This is a genomic window from Pantoea sp. BL1, from assembly GCF_000963985.1.
Classification (GTDB): domain Bacteria; phylum Pseudomonadota; class Gammaproteobacteria; order Enterobacterales; family Enterobacteriaceae; genus Pantoea; species Pantoea rwandensis_B.
Genome location: NZ_JZRH01000047.1, coordinates 75312 through 93934 on the forward strand (window position 1 = coordinate 75312; position 18623 = coordinate 93934).

Consider the following 18623-nt stretch of genomic DNA (forward strand, 5'->3'; position numbering starts at 1 on the left):
GTGGGGAAAAAACTGGCTGCAACTAAACACTGGAAAATGATTGTGGTGCTGCTGTGCATCTGCGGCGCGCTGATGCTGATTCGTTGGGCTGCCATGATATGGGGCTGAAAGACTGGATCTGCCGCCATAAGCTCGGCGTGCTAGTGATGGTGATTCTGGTGCTGGAAGGGGTGCACTATCTGCTGACCGCCTCATGGTTACCGTGGCAACTCGGTTGATTCAGGCGTATTCACTGTCTGGCTGGCGAACGTTACGCACACTGCTGCGCGCAATGCGATAAGCCTTGCGTGGGTCACCCGCCACAAACTCAAAGGTGGGTGAGTAGTAGAATGGCAACCAGCCTTCAAAGCTGCTCTCCCACTCCCAACGTACCGGGCAGGGCCAGAGAATGCCATCATACAAAATGTAATAAACCCAGCGTCCGTTTGGACGACGGGGGCGATGATTCTTCATGGGATTCACAACGGTAATAGTGTAAAGCAGCTTATATTTTGGACGCTGCGCGCCGATCTTGCAATGCCGTCTGGCTTATTTTTTGTACAATGAATATAAAATGGCACCGAATTAACGGTGCACTTCCCCGCACAGCAGGACCACATTCGGCCGGACTTTATGGATGCGGTCGGCCATTTGCTCACAGGCCACTTTGGTCGGGTAGATACGTTCTGACACGGGTAAGGCGTCACAGGCATCATGTCCACACGCGCTCACTAACAACACAAAACCAATCAGCATGATTGGACTCCTTTAACACGTTCCTGATGATACGGAAGCAGTGGCTATTCGTTCCTTTTTTTAATCCAGTATAGCCAAACGGCACGAGAGTCAATGATCACCCTGAGCGGCCTGGTGGTGCGAACGGTGAGATTATAACCAGCCGGACGCACATCAGCAGTACAATCTGGGCTAAACTGTGCGGCCCTGACAAGAATGATGAGTGAGTGACCAATGTTGAACGAAATTGCCCATCCGGCCAGCAGCCCAAAACAAGCCGCGCTGCAACTGGTGATTGAACTGGTGCGTGCAGGCAAACTCAGCCCAATGCAAGGCGATGCTTCAAACATGATTTCTATCTACGAGCAGTTCAAAGCCCATTTTGAGGCGGACAAACACAAAGACTCGGCCATTTCCTGATGCTTTTATCCTGAAAACAGCGCAAGAGATTGCGCTGTTTTTTTATGCGTAGAACCAGGCGGGCAGAATCGCGATCAGGTTATTCAGCGTATGCAGGAAGATGGGCAGCGCGAGGCTATTGCTGCGCAGACGGGCGTAACACAGCAACAGCGAAAACAGCGTCAGGGCCACGATGGTTTCCCAGTGCACATACTGCGTATGCATCGCGGCGAACAGCAGCGAGGTAAGCAGCATGCAGGCGAAGCGACTCTTCGGAGCCCACAACAGAAACCCCTGTAACAGAAAACCGCGGAACAACACCTCTTCAAACACTGGCGCCAGCAGCACGGCGGTCAGCAGCAGGATCAACATCGAATTGCGACCCTGTTGGCTCTGGGCAATCAACCAGCCTTCCGGTTGCAGGAATTGCGTTTGCGCCACCATCAGTGCCACCAGCGCACCCACAAACAGTAACGCCTGGCCAGGGCGGAGATATCCCAGCGGAATGTCAGTGCGGCGTTGGCAGTAAAAACGATACAGCGGATAAATGACCGCGAATTCGAACAAGCAGAGCACAGGCACCAGTAAACCGTTATTACGCAGCGCCCCGTAGTTGGGAAACAGCGTAATCAGCATGGTCACGACGTAATACACCACAAAGCTCGCGGCATAGAACAGCGTCAGCGTCACTTTGTCGGATTGGGTGTCCATAATCAGCTCAATGGGCAGAGGAAAACGCATAGTAGCAATGGCGATCATTGCTGTCGAGATGGTCCCACACAGAATCGCACTGCTCAAAAATTCCGCCGCGAGGACTAAATCTGCGGCGGCCTGCGCCGATAACCGAAAAAACCATTACAGGACAGAGGCGTCGTGAACGCGCACCCTGTCTTCTCTTTTGCTGCCTCTGTTTTGCGAGCATATTGCATGAATTCTGAGTATCACCGGCACGCGACCTTGCCTGCCAGGGCTAATATGGAAGCGCACACCGTTCGGGTGACGCGACGCAGTTTGCGCACCTTGACGTCGCTGCTGTTTGGCGTGCTGCTGCTTTCAGTCGTGATGGTGCTGGTGATAGCCCACCGACAAAACAGCGACTCGATCCAGCAGGATGTCAACCTGATGCGCCAGGCCTGGCTACAGCAGCAGGAGAAGATGATCATTGATGTGCGTGATTATGCCAACTGGGGTGAGGGCTGGAAAAATTTGCACCTGACGGTGAATAAAGTCTGGGCGTGGGACGAAGAGAACTTTGGCCCAGGCCTGTACAAAGAGTATCACTACGATGGCGTGTTTGTGATCGATGGTGCGGGCAAAACGCGCTATGCGGTGGTGAATGGCAAATTGTCAGAAGCTTCGCTGGAGAGTTGGTTAGGCGGGCAAAGTGCACTGTTGCTGGCTGCCGCCCGTCACCAGCCTGATGATGGCATCACACGCAATGCGATAATCAACCAACAACCGGCATTGGTGGTGGCTGCGCCGATCACGCCAGGCAAAGTGCCCGATCTCCCCACTATCCCAGGCCCCGCTTCAGTGATGGTGTTCATCAACATCATGACGCCGGAAAAACTGCAGGCGCTTGGCAAGTCGCTTAACGTGATTGCCCCACGTATTGCCAATGGCTTAAACGATGCATTGCATGAGCCGCGGTTGGTCGAACCGGTGATTCAGGGCGAGCCGATGGTGTTGCGCTGGCAGGCCAAAAATCCCGGTTTTGGCGTGATCTGGCTGATGATGCCACTGTTACTGTTTACGGCGCTGGCGGTTGCGCTGGTGACACGCCGGGTGGTGCGCCATGCACTGCATAATGCGGTCATTTCCGATCGTCGCTTTGAAATGCTAGCCATCAGCCAGCGTGAACTGGCCAACAGTGAAGAGCGTTTTCGCGATCTGGCAGAAGCGGCCTCGGACTGGATTTGGGAAGTCGACGATCAGGGCCGTCTTTGCTATCTCTCCTCGCGCTTTGCGGCAGTCACCGGACATGATATCAAAAGCTGGATTGGACGCCCGCTGGATCAGCTTCTAAGCCATCCCAGCCATTCGCTGGTGGCCTGGCTGCTGCGTCAGGGCGATGAAGTGCAGCATGTGCCGCTGCGCTGTCAGTTTATGGCCGCCAATGGTGAGCGTCGTATCGGTGAGTTGATGGCAAAGACCATTCGCCGCAACGGCTTGCGTACCGGCTTTCGCGGCGCAGTGTCTGATATCACCCATGAAGTGGATGCGGAAGCACGCATCCAGTTCCTGTCGCGCCACGATCTGCTCACTGGCCTCGCCAACCGCATGCAACTGCAGGAATTTCTGACCACGCATCTGGAACACGCCACGCATGAGGCACCGCTGTTTGTCATCAGCTTCGATCTGGATCAGTTCAAACCGATCAACGATTCGTGGGGCCACGCGGTGGGCGATGTGGTGCTGAATGAGATCTCTCAGCGGCTGAAAAATCTGATTGGTCCTGATGAGCTGGCGGCACGGTTGGGCGGGGATGAGTTTATTCTGCTGCTGCGCGAAAGCTCGCGTGCCGGTCTGGAGTATCGTTGCCGTGCGCTGCAACGCGCCGTCCATCAGCCCATTATCACCGGCTCGCACCAACTGAGCCTGACCGCCAGCATGGGGATTGTCAGCGCCCCGCAGGATGCCAGCCAGCCGGAAGCCTTGTTGCGACTGGCGGACATTGCACTCGGTCAGGCACGCACGGCTGGACGCGATCGCTGGGTGTGGTACTCCAACGATATGGCCAACCATATTCAATCGAAACGCGATATGGTGCAGGCGATTGAAGAGGCGCTGCGCAACAACACGTTTTCACTGCACTATCAGCCGCGTTACCAGCTGCAAAGTGGACTACTGGCCGGCGCGGAAGCGCTGATTCGCTGGCAAGTGGCTGAGGAGCAATGGATTACCCCTGACCGCTTTATTCCGCTGGCGGAAGAGAATGGGCTGATCGCTGCCATCAGTGACTGGGTGCTGATGCGCGCCTGCCATGATGCCAGCGATTGGGGCGACCAGCGCTACGTATCCGTGAACATCTCTCCGGTGGAATTCCGTAACAGCGATCTGGTGGATCGTGTCGCACACGCGCTGGCGGTTAGCGGTTTACCGGCCACACGGCTGGAACTGGAGATCACTGAAAACGTGACCTTCGAGCATCCCGATCGTGCACTGGAAATCATGCAGGGGTTGCGTGCGCTGGGTGTGCGGCTGACGGTGGATGATTTTGGTACTGGCTATGCTGCCTTAGGCTATCTCAAAACCTTCCCGTTCAATGGCTTGAAAATCGATCGATCGTGGATGAAAGAGTTCCCGGAATCCAGACAGGCGCAATCAGTGGTGGCGGGAATTGTCGGATTGGCGCGCGCATTTGCACTCACCATCACGGCAGAAGGGATTGAAACCGAAGCGCAGCTCAATGAGCTTAAGGCGCTTTCTTGTGAAGAGGGGCAGGGCTATTTTCTCGGCAAGCCAATGCCACTTGCGGCGTTTAAAGTGCGCTTGCAGAATGAAAAAGAAGCCGCTCAATAAGTGCGGCTTCTCGGTTATGGCGGCGGTTTAGCCGCCCATCGCATCAGGGCTTAACGCACCCGCACCGCAACCACGGTCATCAGGATGGCAAAGCCGATAAAAATGGCAAGTTCCATCATCGTCTCCTCAGATAATTCTTAGTTAATTATAGTGACTGAGTGCGTAATTTTTAGACTGGGCGTGCGATTAATCCTGGAAATTGAGAGGAAGATCGCGCGTTAGAGCACAATTATTCGACTCATCCTCTGTCATTGTTTTCACAATAAGGGCTTGCTTTGTTACTCTCGGGAACGGTTCGTTTACTATCCAGGAGGAGAAACTTGTGACCCATTATGGAAAAGCGTTACTGGCTACGGCCTTTTTTGCCTTAACCGCCTGTCAGTCCGCCAGCAAACCGGACAGCACCGCTGCCGTCAGCCACGATCCCGAAACCGATCAGTGTGGCGCATCGCAATATCAGAATTATATCGGCCAGCCACTGAGTAGCCTTGATACCCAACGCTTTGCGGTGCCAGTGCGCGCCATTCCGTGGAACGGTGCCGTCACCATGGACTTCAATCTGCGCCGCCTGAACTTTACCGCCGACCAAAGCGGTAAAATTTCGCGGGTTTATTGCGGGTAAATTCAAACGGACATCGCATTGTCATCGGGCTGTCATGGCGCCGGGCGAGGATAGCTGCGCATTACGGAGATTTCCTCGTCACTCTCGAATATGCAATGCTCGTCTTGTTTCTTCCCGCCTCGGCGGGAATTTTTTTATCTATTAATCCGTACTGGATTAATTGAGGAGCGACGATGAGACACACCGGTAAAATCCTGCTAATCACCCTGTTATTAAGCCCACTGGCGCACGCCTCGAGCGAAGCCGCCTGGCAACAAAACATGCAAAGCCGGCAGCAAGCTTGTCTGAAAGCCAGCGGCCTGAAAGGAGTGAAGGTGGTGGGGAAACCGATTCAGTATGACGATAGCGTCGGTTACGATGCGGTACTGCTGGAAGGGCGTTATCCACAGAAGCACATGAAAAACCAGCTCGGGCATGAGCTGTGTCTGTATCATCGTGCGAGCGGTAAGGCGGTGGTCAGCGAAGCCGATCATCTGCGTGTCGTGAAGTAAAACGCGATGAGGCGCGCCTGCAAACGGCGCGCCTGCAAGCCGCTGAACGCTGCAGATGTTTTTAGAGCCCGCCTGCAAGCGGCAGGTCTGGAAGCCGTTGAACGCTGTAGATGTCTTTAAGATCCACCGCAAACGGTGCGTCTGAAAGTCACTGAACGCTGATGTCTTAGGATCCGCCTGCACACACGGTGATTTGGCAGGCGGCTGAATGACGGCACATTACGGCTTTTGTTGTCTGTCTTCCAGCAGCTGCGCCAGCAAATTACGGTAGCTTTGTAGCTGCTGCTCATCTCCTTCAAATTCCAGTTTCGCAATCACCCGCGCAATGATCGCTTTGCTGGTCGCGGGCTGACCATCATCCATCAATTCGCGCATGATCGCTGCCAGCAGATCGCTCTCGTGCGGCGCATGCCAGGCAGGACTGTTGAAGTAGTCGGTAATCGCCCGACTGGCGCTGTTAGGATGTGTTCTCATGGCTGACCTCCGCAGAGACAACGATGCCCACCGCCGTTTATTGGCAGCATTGGGAAATATGGGTTAAGCATGGGAACTGTCCAGAACGGGCAGCGCCTCGCCAGCGATGGCCGGTGATTTTTTAAACATAGATGCGGCGTCGAATATTGTCAGTAATGAATAGACATATTTTTTCACGTTTGCTCTCTTTCGCGATGCGCTTATCTTGCTGAGTTGTTTGTTTCAGCACATAAAGACACTACAAATCGTGCCCCTTACACTATTTGCTGTGAGCAGAATCACGCACGGCAGCGGAAAACTGCGTTTTTAACCCGATGCCATGTTTTGCCGTCCAGCGATGTTATGAGGTTGTTAGACTGAACCCTCATTTCATTTTTCCTGATGTACACGCCCATGCTACGCTCCATCGAGTCCTGGAAGGTCAATCTGATATCGGTCTGGTTTGGCTGCTTTTTCACTGGATTAGCCATCAGCCAGATTATTCCCTTCCTGCCGCTTTACGTTGAGGAACTCGGTATCCATGGCGCCAATGCACTGAGCGTCTGGTCGGGTCTCACCTTCAGTATCACCTTCATCGTCTCTGCTGCGGTGGCGCCGCTGTGGGGCAGTCTGGCTGACCGTAAAGGGCGCAAGCTGATGCTGTTACGCGCATCCTTTGGTATGGGCGCGGTGATTCTGCTGCAGGCTTTTGTGACCGAAGCATGGCAGCTGCTGCTGCTGCGTGCGCTCATGGGCCTGACATCCGGTTATATTCCTAATGCGATGGCGCTGGTGGCCGCTCAGGTTCCGCGTGAGCGCAGCGGCTGGGCATTGAGCTGTGTCTCCACCGGGCAAATTGGCGGCGTGATTCTGGGGCCGATGATCGGCGGGCTGCTGGCTGACTGGCTGGGACTGCGCATGGTGTTTATTGTCACAGCGGTGCTGTTGATGGTGAGCTTCCTTGTCACGTTGTTCCTGATCAAAGAGACCGGCTACACGCCAGTGAGCAAGCAGGACAAAATGAGCGGACGTGACGTGTTCCGCAGCCTCGACAATCCTCGTCTGATGATGTGTCTGTTCGTCACCACCATGGTGATTCAGATGTGTAACGGCTCGGTGAACCCGATACTGACGCTGTTCGTGCGCGAGCTGGCACCCGATGCGCAGAATCTGGCCTTCCTCAGTGGTGTGATTGCTGCACTGCCGGGCGTTTCGGCGCTGATCTCCGCCCCTCGTTTGGGTAAGCTGGGCGATCGCATCGGCACGCAGCGCATTCTGATGGGCACCATGCTGTTTTCTCTGGTGTTGCTGATGGCGATGTCATTCGTTACCAGCGCCACCCAGTTAGGCGTGCTGCGTTTCCTGCTGGGCTTTGCCGATGGCGCGATGATGCCCGCAGTACAAACGCTGCTGGTACGCCACTCGCGCGATAATGTCACCGGACGCATCTTTGGTTACAACCAATCCTTTATGTATCTCGGTAACGTGGCCGGCCCGCTATTGGGTGCGGCGGTGTCTGCGGCGACCGGCTATCGCTGGGTCTTCTTCGCGACCGCCGTGGTGGTGCTGTTGAATGTCCTGCTTCTGCGCCGCTTCTATCGCCGCCCGAAAACCGAGCTGACTCCTCCGCTGAGCCAGCAAGGTGAGGCGGCGAAGAATACTACTGGCGCAGCGTCATCGCGTAGTGCCACTGCTGCTGAGAAAGCAAAAACTCCGGGCTGACGCTGGGGCTCCATGAGTCGTCACCGCCCACGCCCATATGGAAGCCATCAAGGTGCAGCCAACAGCCTTCCTCTTCCCGCAACAGATGGCGATGCGAAGTATCCCGCAACTGCTCCAGGCTGTAGCGGCTGAGCGAGAAAGCAAAATCGCCGCTCGCCTGCCAGCTGCCGGTATCAAGCTGGCGCGTGCCGCAGCGCAATCCGTTCTCACCCGGGAACACATAGGCAGTACTCAGCGCAGCCAGCGGCTGCTGCCAGTGCGAAAACTGCGCCGCCAGTTGACGATCCGGATAGTTTTCGTGCGGACCCAGACCGAGCCAGCACACGTTCTGCGGTGCGTTCCTCAACTGGCAACGTAACCCGATGCGCGCGGGAGCAGGCAAGCCCGGCGCCTGTTGCACCTCGACACTGATGCTCAATTCACCGTTGCCACCGATCTGATAACGCTTGTGGCTGGTAAAGATCACCTGCCCATTGGCCTGCCACTGATGCCAGGTATCAATCAGCACGCTGTGTTTCAGACTATCGACCTGCATATCCAGCAGCACCGCTTCCAGCTGGTTATAGCCCGCGTGTTTCCAGCGCTCTACCCAGGCATTGGGATCGACATTGGCGGCTTCACTGGTGCCGATATCGTTATCAATCGGCGCGCGTACGAAGCACTCCTGCAATGACGTCAGCATCGTCTCTTCATCGTTAACAAACCACTGCACCAATTCCCCACTGCGGCGCGAGAAGTGCCAACGCTGTTGCGGCAATTGCACAGCAACCAGATCGTGATTGGCAATCAGTTCTGGCGCGGTTGGCGTGGCATCAATCACCCGTGGCATTAACGCAGCGGGCAGCGGCCATTGATCCCAGGCCACACAGGCATCGGCTTCCGACCATGCGGTGGCCGCGATCTGATGCACCGCCAGATTCAGCCATGCATTACCCTGTAAATGTTCAGCAGCAGGGATATCAATCACCTGGCTGCCCTGCGCGGCAAGATGCAGCGGCAGTTCGCCCCGCGCGAGTGATACGCCATCCTGTTCGATCGACCAGCGCAGCACTTCATTATCGCTGCTGCGGAACAGATACTCGCTGGAGAGGGTGAAACGCCAGGCGTTATTGGCATCGCGCTGGAACTGGAAGAACTGCTGTGCACGCTGCGCTTCAAACAGAGCAGGATGCGGCGTGCGATCGGCAAACACCAAGCCGTTCATGCAAAACTGGCGGTCGTTAGGCGTATCACCAAAATCGCCGCCGTAGGCTTGCCATGGCTGGCCTTGCTCGTCATAACGCGTCAGGCTTTGATCGACCCAATCCCAGACAAAGCCGCCCTGCAGGCGCGGGAACTGGCGGAAAGCCTGCCAGTATTTGGCGAAGCCTCCGAAACTATTGCCCATGGCATGCGCATACTCGCACAAGATTAACGGACGCGTTTCACCCGGCAGGCCAATCCATTTTTTCAGCGACCATTTCGGCACGGCTGGGAAGGGCTGATCCTGATCGACGCGCGCATACATCGGGCAGACAATATCGGTGGCGGCGGTATTGGCACCTCCGCCTTCGTATTGCACCGGACGCGTCGGGTCGCTGCTTTTCACCCACTGGTAGAGTGCATCGTGCGTACTGCCGTGGCCGGACTCATTGCCGAGTGACCAGATGATGATGCAGGCGTGGTTGCGATCGCGCTGTACCATGCGTGTCACACGTTCGCTGTAAGCGGCGAACCAGCGTGGATCGGCCGATAGACGGTTCATTGGCTGCATGCCGTGGGTTTCAATATTGGCCTCATCGACGACATATAAGCCATATTCATCGCACAGGCGATACCACAGCGGATGGTTGGGATAATGCGCACAGCGAACGGCGTTGAAGTTGTGGCGCTTCATCAATTCAATATCGCGCCGCATGCTGGCTTCATCCACCACCTGACCATTTTCCGGATGGTGTTCATGACGATTGACACCGCGAATCAGCAGCGCTTTACCGTTAACGCACAGCTGGCCGTTTTCAATGCTGACGCGCCGGAAGCCCACATCGTAAGCTTCCGCTTCAATCACCTGACCGTTGTCATCCAGCAGTGTCACCACGGCACGATAAAGGTGGGGCGTTTCCGCGCTCCACAGCAGCGGATTTTTTATCGGCAACACCAGCAACGCGCGCTCTGGGTAATGTCCACGCTCGTCAATGACCGCACTGCCCGGTGCTTGTTCTTCGCTGCCGATGCAGGTTTCGTCTTGCCACAGGCTCACGCGCAGACGGCACTGGTTTAGCGACCGTTCACCAGCGTTAATTTTGACACTCACGCGCAGATCGCCACGGATATATTCCGGGCTCAGCGCCGTTTCGATTTGCACGTCGGCCAGTTGGGTGGATGGTTTATGGAGCAGGGTGACGTCGCGGAAAATCCCGCTCATGCGCCACATATCCTGATCTTCTAAATAGCTGCCATCGCTCCAGCGCAACACCATCACTGCCAATCGGTTCTGGCCGCGCTGCAATGACTGACTCAGATCAAACTCGGCCGGCAGGCGGCTGTCCTGGGAATAGCCTATCCACTGCCCGTTGCACCACAAGAAGAAGGCGGAGTTGACACCATCAAACACAATGCGCGTTTGTCCTTGCGTCAGCCAACTGTCATTAACATTGAATGTGAGCGAATAACATCCAGTGGGATTCTCTTTAGGTACCCAAGGTGGATTGACGGGGATGGGATACTGCACGTTGGTGTAGATTGGGGCATCGAAGCCATGCAGTTGCCAGTTAGCGGGTACGGGAAGTGCGTGCGCGCCGGGCAGATCCTGCAGTAACCAACTTTGTGGCACCGCTTCGGGTTGAGGGAAATAGCTGAAAGTCCACTGACCGTTTAATAACTGACGCGAAGGCGAGGGGGCGTCATCACGTGCACTGACTTCATCGCGCCAGCTGGAAAACGGCGGATGAGCATCCAGACGATTCAGGCTGGTGATCACCGGATTTTCCCAGTCGCGACGCGCCAGGATATCACTGAGAGAATGGGTGGGCAGGGTCATGGTAAGATCTCACTGATTGTAATGCGCTCACATTGCGTCATTTCGCGCGGCGTGTAAAGTGATCGACCGCCCGCAATGGTTGAAATTTTCGTCAATATGATGATGCCTCTGTGGTTTTTTCGCGGGCGTAGTGCCAGTAATTTGTTAAGCATGGTGAGCAGAGATGAATAGCGCCGGGTTGCAGAGAATTCTGTATTGTCGCGCCCGTAGCCGCCTCATACACTCAGCCCGATTTCACCATTCTGAGGTAATTATGGTCCGTATTATTAAACTCGCTGCCGTTGTGGCATTGGTGACCGCGTTGAGCGGTTGTATCTTCCCACCGCCGGGTGGCGGAGGCGGTTGGGGTGGTCCTGGCGGCGGTGGCGGTCCGGGTCGTGGCTTTATGGGACCCCATTAATTAGCGCCAGACGGTAATGCATGACGACGCGCGAAACGTTTCGAAAAAGCCCTATCTATGAAGTGAAACGTTTCGCCGTTACATATTGAAATTCCGTTTCTTTTTTAACGCTGCGCTTACTCTAAATTTTGGGCAAACTGCCACAAACCCCTGTTGTTTTCGCTCCCTCAATGCTAACGTCTGTTTTCCATCTCTTATTGAGCCCGTCGCATGAAAAACCTGATTGCGGAACTCCTGCTAAAACTGGCTGAGAAAGAAGAAGAGTCCAAAGAATTAGTGGTCCAGGTTGAGGCATTAGAAATTGTGCTGACGGCCATGCTGCGTAAGCTGGAACCTGAACAATTCAACGAGATTGCGGCCGGTATCGCCACCGCAATGCCTCCACTTGCCCCTGCGGCAGAAACCCCTGATACCACTCTGCTGCGTAACTACGTTGAAAAGCTGCTGAATCATCCCCGCGTGTAAGCGTCACGTCACGCTGAAGAACCGATTTTGCTGTTAGCGTGCTCGCAGCGAGCTCTGGACGAGAGAATATATTTTTTTCTGCATTGCTTATTTCCTGCCATGATTAAGAGGCAATAATTCTATGGAGATTCCGGCAATGAAATCGTGTCTTTTGGCAATGATAGCAGCAGGCCTGCTGTTGGCGGGCAGTGCGGGGGCAGCAGAGAAAACCGCCCAACAAAATAAAATGACCATGTGTAACCAACACGCTTCCTCACAGGATTTAAAAGGGGACGCGCGTAAATCCTTCATGAGCGACTGTCTAAAAAAAGACAGCAAGATGGGCAGCATGACGCCACAGCAAATGAAGATGAAAACCTGTAATACCGACGCGGCTGATAAAAAACTCAGCGGCGATGCGCGTAAGACCTTTATGAGTTCCTGCCTGAAAAAAGCCTAATCGAATTGCCCCTGATTTAAGGGTTCATACTCGGTATGAGCCCTTTTTATTGCACCTCTGTTTCTGATCAGAAGAAAAAGTAATAGCCGGAGCGTCATCACATTTTAAGTGCGGCAAAGGTGGCAGGATTTATTAATCCTAAATAAGGACTAATTAAAAAATAACCTATTATTCCCCTCGAGGCCGGTTCCTTCGTCGGGCAGCTTTGACCTGTGGAGACTCTTATGAATGTGCTTGATTATGCGGTAATGGCGCTTTATGCGTTGATGATAGTGGCCATTACGCTCTGGGCGATGCGTAAAGTAGGCAGCACGCGTGATTTCTTCGCGGCAGGTGGAAAAATGCCCTGGTGGCTATCCGGCGTCTCGCATCATATGTCCGGCTACAGTGCGGCCGTGTTCGTGGCCTATGCCGCAGTGGCTTACAACATGGGCATCACCATCTATTTCTGGTGGGCGTTTCCCATCTCGATTGCGGTATTAATCGGATCGCGCCTCTTTGCGCCACGCTGGGCCCGGCTGCGGATTCATATGAATATCGAATCGCCGATGGAGTACCTCGCTACGCGCTATAACCTGCCAACGCAGATGGTGCTGGCGTGGAGTGGGGTGCTGCTGAAAACCTTCGACGTCGGCGCTAAATGGGCCGCCATCGCCGTGATCATCAACGTCTTTACCGGATTAGATCCGTTGATAGGCATTTGCATCTCCGGTGCGCTGAGCCTGTTCTATACGGTGATGGGCGGTTTATGGGCCGATGCCTGTAATGACTTCGGCCAGTTTGTGGTGCAGTTTGTCGCCGCGATTGTCATGGTGGTGGCTGTGGCGATGCATCTTGGTGGTTTCGGCGAGCTGTTTACCATCTGGCAGCACTTGCCCGCGACGCACACCGACATCGTTCAGGAGCCTTACACACTCGGCTTTATTCTGGCCTACTTTGTGATTTACACCCTGAGCTACAACGGTGGTACCTGGAATCTGGCACAGCGCTTTATCGCCGCACCGGCGGGCCGCGATGCACGTAAAGCCGCGTTGCTCTCGGCTGCACTCTATCTGATCTGGCCGCTGATTCTGTTCTGGCCGATGTGGGCTGCACCGCTGTTGTTTCCTCATCTCAGCGATCCCTCACGTTCTTACTCTGTGATGGCCATGGAATTGCTGCCGAATGGGTTAATCGGATTAGTGCTGGTGGCGATGTTCACTCACACGCTATCGATGACCTCATCAGATGCCAATGCCATCACGGCAGTGGTCACGCGTGACATTCTTCCCGGCATGCTGCCGCGCCGTTTTCAGCGTGGTAAAAGCTCGCTGTTAATGGCGCGTCTGACAGCTTTTCTCTTCATCATCACCACGTTGATTATCGCCATGAATGCCAGCCGTTTCGGCGGTGTGCTGTCTCTGCTGATTATCTGGTTCGGCGGATTGGTGGGGCCCATTTCGATTCCGATGCTTTTAGGCTTACTGCCCGCATTTCGCCGTAGCGGCAGTGCCGCCGCGCTGGTGAGCTGGGCGGTAGGTGTGGGCACCTTTTTCTGCGTGAAGTTTATCTTCACCGATGTCAGCACCGCCACTCAGGTGGCCGCACCCGTCATGTCATCACTGGTGCTGTTTGTGGTGATGGGATGGCTGCGCCGTGCGTCGGTCCGTCCGGAAGTTGACGCGCTGCTCACAGCACTCAATCAGGATCAGAATACGACTGCCAGTTCGCGCTGGCCGCAGAGTCACAACGCTTCTCAGGAGGGATAGGAATGACGCTTTTACAACAGGGAAAGCGCGACCGCTTATGGGTCAAACACTTCGCCCATAGTGATGCATTAGGCGCCGCAGCGGCACAGGATTGCATCGCGCATCTGCAACAATTACTGCAACAGCAGGCGGTGGTGCGGATGGTTTTTGCTGCCGCGCCTTCACAACGTGAGTTTCTCGCTGCACTGGTTGCCGCACCCCATCTCGACTGGCAGCGCATTCACGCGTTTCATATGGATGAATACATTGGGCTGGATGAGGGGGCGCCGCAGCGATTCAGTCATTTTCTGCGTGAGCAACTGTTTGACCAGGTTCAACCCGGCGAAGTGCATCTCATCCCTTCGAGTGGCGATCCGGCGGAAATTTGTCGCGCCTACGCGCGCAAACTGGAGGCGGCGGCGATCGATGTGGTCTGTCTGGGCATTGGTGAAAATGGCCATCTGGCCTTTAACGATCCGCCGGTGGCGGATTTCAGCGATCCGCTTAGCGTCAAGACAGTGCAACTGGATCTCGCCTGCCGTCAGCAGCAGGTCAACGACGGCTGTTTCACCACACTCGAGCAGGTGCCGACGCACGCGGTGACCCTGACGATTCCCGCATTGATGCGTGGTACCCGGCTTTTCTGCATGGTGCCGGGCGCGACCAAACGCGCAGCAGTGCAGACCACACTGCAGGATGCGATTTCCACGGCTTGCCCGGCAACGCAATTGCGCCAGCATCCCAATTGCACATTGTATATCGACGCCGATGCCTGCGCGGAGGTGGTCTTTGACTGAAACCCTATTACGCGGTCGCGATTATCGCACGCTGGAGCTGATAGAACTCTATCTGCGTGAAGGCACGTTGGCAGAGGTGCGATCGCTGTCAGAGCCCGACAACGATCTGATTCTGGCGCCGGGTCTGGTGGATCTGCAAGTGAATGGCTATCAGGGGGTAGATTTTAATCACTTTCCTTTTAGCGAACAGGATGTGCTGCATGCCACGCGCGCCCTGTGGCAGCAAGGTGTCACCAGTTTTTTGCCAACGGTGATCACCGCACAAGCAGATGAGATCACGCAAGCGCTGCAGCGATTGGCTAGCGCCAGTGAGCACTATTCAGACGTTGCGCTGGCGGTGCCGGGTTTTCATCTGGAAGGACCGTTTTTGTCACCGGAAGATGGGCCGCGTGGTGCGCATCCACGCGAGGCGATCTGTGCGCCGGATATCGCCTTGTTTGATTGCTGGCAACGAGCCGCTCAGCAGGGCATTCGTTTACTGACGCTCTCGCCGGAATGGCCACAAAGCCGCGAGCTCATTCGGCATTGCGTGGCACAGCAGGTGCGGGTCGCCATAGGGCACACTTCAGCCTCTGCCGCGCAGATTCATGATGCGGTGCTGGCAGGCGCCTCGCTCTCTACCCATCTGGGCAATGGCGCACATCTGCAACTGCCGCGCCATCCCAATTACATCTGGCAGCAGCTCGCAGAAGATGCGCTGGCGGCCACGCTGATTGCCGATGGTGACCATTTACCCGCCGAGGTGTTGAAAGTCTTTTTACGGGCGAAAGGCGAGCAGGCTTTACTGGTCAGTGATGTGACCTGTTTCGCCGGGCAGCCGCCGGGCATCTACGATTCGGCAATCGGCGGACGTGTACAACTGAGTGCAGAAGGGCGGCTAAGCATGGCGGATGCGCCACAATTGCTGGCCGGGTCGGCGCGGGGCCTGCTGGATGGCGTCAATTTTCTGCTGCGGCAAAAATTAGCCTCTTTGCAGCAGGCGATTGAGATGGCATCGATTCGACCGGCGCAGCAGTTAGCTTTGCCTCAGCAGCATGGGTTGGCAATCGGCGCACCAGCGGATCTGCTGGTACTGAAGCCTCAGCCAGATAACAGCGTGGCGTTAGTGGCGTGCATCAAACAGGGCAAAAAGGTGTGGCAAGCCGCTTCAGCCTGAAGCGCAATTTTATTTTCCTCGCTAACGGCGTGATAAATCATAGCTTATTCGCCGTTACGCTTTGTTTCTTCAGCGAAATTCTCCTGCTTTGCCAGGCTTACTGTTTGTAGGGATTTAATGTCGTGAATCCAATAACAACGCAGGAGGCTAATTGTGAGCTATCAATCTGTCGTGGAACTCAAATCACTGGCGCAGCGTAAACCCACCAAATTCACCGTGGGTGATGTCGATATGGTGCTGGTTCGCGATGGCGAACGGGTGCAGGCGTTGCAGGCCAAGTGCCCGCATGCGGGAGCACCGTTAGAGCAGGGCGCCATTTGCGGCGATAAGCTGGTGTGTCCGTGGCACAAGGCGGTATTTCAACTGCGCGATGGCAAAATGTGTGAGCCGCTGGCATTGGCTAATCTCAAACGCTACCCGGTACGTGTTGAACAGGGCAAGGTGCTGGTCAATCCGCAGGCGATGTCGCCTGCCAGTGCGCCTGCGGCTCAGGGCGAATCACCGGTGTGCGTGATTTTAGGTTCCGGAGCCGCAGGCAGTGCGGCGATCTGGACGCTACGCGATGAAGGCTTTAGCGGGCACATTGTTTTGGTAGAGCGCGAATCCGCCGCCCCTTACGATCGCACCGCGCTGAGCAAATTTGTGCCTTCGGGAAAAATGGCGATTGAAGATGTGCCCAAACTCCTCAAGCCGGATGTACTGGGCTCGCTTCAGCGCATTCAGGGCGAGGTCGCGCAGCTCAAAGCGCAGGATCAGACGTTGATTCTTGCTGATGGTCAGAAAGTGAAATTTGATCAGCTATTAATAGCCAGCGGCGGCACTCCTCAGCCTCTCGCTATCCCCGGTAAGGATTTGCAGGGTGTGCATCTGCTACGTTCGCTGAATCAGGCCGATGAACTGCTCAAACAGGTGGATGAGACACAGCAGTTGGTGATAATCGGCAATAGTTTTATCGGTATGGAGATGGCGGGTGCACTGCGCAATCGGGATGTGGATGTCACGGTCATTGCCCGTCATCCGCTGCCGTTTGCAAAGCAGTTTGGTGAAGAGATTGGACGCCATTTTTACGAACTGCATCGCAGCAATGGGGTGAAATTTGTTGAGGGTGAGCCGGAAGCGCTGGAAGGGGATGAGCAGGTGCGTGCGGTGCGCCTGAAAGGGGGTAAATCAGTGCCAGCAAGTCAGGTACTGTTTGCCACCGGCGTGAAACCGGCGACGAATTTTATCCACGATTTGCCACTGCAGGACGATGGTAGTCTGCTCGCTGATGGGCAGCTACGCGTTGCTGAAAATATCTGGGTCGCGGGCGATATCGCCAGTTATCTTACGCCGCGTGGCCCGCAGCGCATTGAGCACTATCGTGTAGCACATCAGCAGGGACGTATCGCGGCACTCAACATGTTGGGCAAAGGGGTGATGTATGATCGCGTGCCGTTTTTCTGGACCGCGCATTATGGCACGCGCTACGAATATCTGGGCCATGCCGAAGAGTGGGACGACTACCGTCTGCTGGGATCGCTTCAGGACAAAAAATTTATCGCCTTTTACTGTCGTCAGGGCATCATCGCGGCGGTGTGTTCAGCTGGGATGTACACGCTAACGGCGGCACTGGTGGAAACAATGCAGCAACCGATGACGCTGGCGCAAGGGCTGGCGTTGTTTGAAGCGTATCAGGGACAGGACGCGTAAAGAGGTCTGCACAACATTGGGCAGATTCAGGTGCGCGGACATGCGCACCTGATGAAACCAAAATAGGTTACTGTTTACTTAATGCTTCGGACTTAGCCATGCACTGCTGCATCGCGTTGATCACCGCCGCGCGGAAGCCTTTCTCCTCCAGCACTTTCACCGCTTCGATGGTGGTGCCGCCAGGTGAGCACACCATATCTTTTAATTCGCCTGGGTGTTTGCCAGTTTCCAGTACCATCTGCGCCGAGCCTTTGACCGCCTGTGCAGCAAACTGATAAGCCTGCGCACGCGGCATACCACCCAGCACCGCGGCATCCGCCATCGCTTCAATAAACATAAACACATAAGCGGGTGCTGATCCGCTCACGCCGACCACGGCATGAATCAGATATTCATTTACGACCGCGGCTTTGCCGAAGCTTTCGAAAATGCCAACCACTTCATCGACTTCGTGCGGTTCCACCAGCACGTTAGGCGTGATTGAAGTCATACCTTCGTTCACCAGCGACGGCGTATTCGGCATGACGCGGATGATTTTGCGGTCGTGCCCGAGCACGGCGGCCAGCGAATCAAGGGTAACGCCTGCAGCAATCGACACCACCAGCGAATCTTTCTTCAATTGGCCCGCGAGATCTTTCAGCACCTTGAGAATCACATTCGGTTTCACGGCACCAAACAGGATATCGACTTCACGTGCCAGACTTTCCGGGCTCTCTGCCGCCGTCACGCCATATTGTTCTGCCATCGCCTGATTGGTGGCCGGTTTGCGGTCGCAGACCCAGATGTTGGCCGGGGCGATCAGCCCGCTGTTGACCAGTCCGCTGATAATGGCTTTCGCCATATTACCGCAGCCGATAAACCCGATTTTCTTCTCCAGCATCGCTCTATCCTTTAAGTGTTCATTTTCTCGTGCGAGTTAGCTTACGACAGCTGTGCTGAATAACAAGCCGCGTAAAAATATTTGCCATTCTGCCGCAAGCGGGCAAGATCGCCTGCAATTCTGTAGGA

At 55.3% G+C, this 18623-nt stretch carries 19 protein-coding genes; 13 read left to right on the forward strand and 6 right to left on the reverse strand.

The window, feature by feature from the left end:
- Entirely contained in the window at positions 1-108 is a 108-nt protein-coding gene (gene yniD / locus VH86_RS26180) for a small membrane protein YniD (protein WP_097117533.1), read from the forward strand.
- 111 nt (positions 109-219) lie between these two features.
- Here yniD and VH86_RS19890 read toward each other — a convergent pair whose 3' ends face one another.
- Together VH86_RS19890 and VH86_RS25930 are read right to left on the reverse strand one after the other, a co-directional pair.
- The gene (locus tag VH86_RS19890) at positions 220-453 is read right to left on the reverse strand and encodes a hypothetical protein (RefSeq protein ID WP_038648712.1); all 234 of its coding nucleotides are present in this window, start codon (positions 451-453) and stop codon (positions 220-222) included.
- A gap of 111 nt (positions 454-564) precedes the next feature.
- Positions 565-735, reverse strand: a complete 171-nt coding sequence (locus tag VH86_RS25930; RefSeq protein ID WP_007887091.1) for a hypothetical protein — start codon at positions 733-735, stop codon at positions 565-567.
- A 213-nt stretch (positions 736-948) separates the two neighbouring features.
- On the opposite strand from VH86_RS25930, the gene VH86_RS19895 reads away from it, so the two are divergent.
- Positions 949-1134, forward strand: a complete 186-nt coding sequence (locus tag VH86_RS19895; protein ID WP_034830477.1) for a hypothetical protein — start codon at positions 949-951, stop codon at positions 1132-1134.
- Positions 1135-1176: 42 nt separating this feature from the next.
- On the opposite strand, the gene VH86_RS19900 is transcribed toward VH86_RS19895, so the two are convergent.
- Complete coding sequence (locus VH86_RS19900; RefSeq protein ID WP_045833942.1) at positions 1177-1824, reverse strand: CPBP family intramembrane glutamic endopeptidase; 648 nt, start codon at positions 1822-1824, stop codon at positions 1177-1179.
- A gap of 216 nt (positions 1825-2040) precedes the next feature.
- Between VH86_RS19900 and VH86_RS19905 the strand changes: the two genes are divergently transcribed.
- From VH86_RS19905 to VH86_RS19915, 3 genes are all read left to right on the forward strand, one after another.
- Positions 2041-4635: an EAL domain-containing protein gene (locus VH86_RS19905; protein ID WP_045833891.1), complete on the forward strand. Its 2595-nt coding sequence runs from the start codon at positions 2041-2043 to the stop codon at positions 4633-4635.
- A gap of 322 nt (positions 4636-4957) precedes the next feature.
- Positions 4958-5257 (forward strand): I78 family peptidase inhibitor, encoded by a 300-nt coding sequence (locus tag VH86_RS19910; RefSeq protein ID WP_045833892.1) that lies wholly within the window; start codon positions 4958-4960, stop codon positions 5255-5257.
- Positions 5258-5430: 173 nt separating this feature from the next.
- Positions 5431-5748 (forward strand): hypothetical protein, encoded by a 318-nt coding sequence (locus VH86_RS19915; RefSeq protein WP_045833893.1) that lies wholly within the window; start codon positions 5431-5433, stop codon positions 5746-5748.
- A gap of 219 nt (positions 5749-5967) precedes the next feature.
- Here VH86_RS19915 and VH86_RS19920 read toward each other — a convergent pair whose 3' ends face one another.
- On the reverse strand, positions 5968-6222 hold the full coding sequence (locus tag VH86_RS19920; RefSeq protein ID WP_038648702.1) for a biofilm development regulator YmgB/AriR family protein: 255 nt from the start codon (positions 6220-6222) through the stop codon (positions 5968-5970).
- Between the two features lie 393 nt (positions 6223-6615).
- Here VH86_RS19920 and VH86_RS19925 point away from each other — a divergent pair, with 393 nt between their 5' ends.
- A complete protein-coding gene (locus VH86_RS19925; protein ID WP_038648699.1) occupies positions 6616-7923 on the forward strand; it encodes a multidrug efflux MFS transporter in 1308 nt (435 codons plus the stop codon).
- Here the strand turns inward: VH86_RS19925 and VH86_RS19930 are convergent.
- A complete protein-coding gene (locus VH86_RS19930) occupies positions 7862-10942 on the reverse strand; it encodes a beta-galactosidase (RefSeq protein ID WP_045833894.1) in 3081 nt (1026 codons plus the stop codon). The genes VH86_RS19925 and VH86_RS19930 overlap by 62 nt on opposite strands.
- 253 nt (positions 10943-11195) lie before the next feature.
- Here VH86_RS19930 and VH86_RS25935 point away from each other — a divergent pair, with 253 nt between their 5' ends.
- From VH86_RS25935 to VH86_RS19960, 7 genes are all read left to right on the forward strand, one after another.
- Entirely contained in the window at positions 11196-11342 is a 147-nt protein-coding gene (locus tag VH86_RS25935; RefSeq protein WP_166933682.1) for a hypothetical protein, read from the forward strand.
- Positions 11343-11552: 210 nt separating this feature from the next.
- On the forward strand, positions 11553-11807 hold the full coding sequence (gene iraP / locus VH86_RS19935; protein ID WP_038648694.1) for an anti-adapter protein IraP: 255 nt from the start codon (positions 11553-11555) through the stop codon (positions 11805-11807).
- A gap of 136 nt (positions 11808-11943) precedes the next feature.
- On the forward strand, positions 11944-12246 hold the full coding sequence (locus VH86_RS19940; RefSeq protein ID WP_038650257.1) for a PsiF family protein: 303 nt from the start codon (positions 11944-11946) through the stop codon (positions 12244-12246).
- 224 nt (positions 12247-12470) lie between these two features.
- Positions 12471-13994, forward strand: a complete 1524-nt coding sequence (locus VH86_RS19945; protein ID WP_045833895.1) for a sodium:solute symporter family protein — start codon at positions 12471-12473, stop codon at positions 13992-13994.
- Positions 13995-13996: 2 nt separating this feature from the next.
- On the forward strand, positions 13997-14770 hold the full coding sequence (locus tag VH86_RS19950; protein ID WP_045833896.1) for a glucosamine-6-phosphate deaminase: 774 nt from the start codon (positions 13997-13999) through the stop codon (positions 14768-14770).
- Entirely contained in the window at positions 14763-15926 is a 1164-nt protein-coding gene (locus VH86_RS19955; RefSeq protein WP_052696632.1) for an N-acetylglucosamine-6-phosphate deacetylase, read from the forward strand. The genes VH86_RS19950 and VH86_RS19955 overlap by 8 nt, the downstream gene beginning before the upstream one ends.
- A gap of 153 nt (positions 15927-16079) precedes the next feature.
- A complete protein-coding gene (locus VH86_RS19960; protein ID WP_045833897.1) occupies positions 16080-17615 on the forward strand; it encodes an FAD-dependent oxidoreductase in 1536 nt (511 codons plus the stop codon).
- Positions 17616-17682: 67 nt separating this feature from the next.
- On the opposite strand, the gene proC is transcribed toward VH86_RS19960, so the two are convergent.
- On the reverse strand, positions 17683-18495 hold the full coding sequence (gene proC / locus VH86_RS19965; RefSeq protein ID WP_034830503.1) for a pyrroline-5-carboxylate reductase: 813 nt from the start codon (positions 18493-18495) through the stop codon (positions 17683-17685).
- Positions 18496-18623 lie beyond the last annotated feature (128 nt).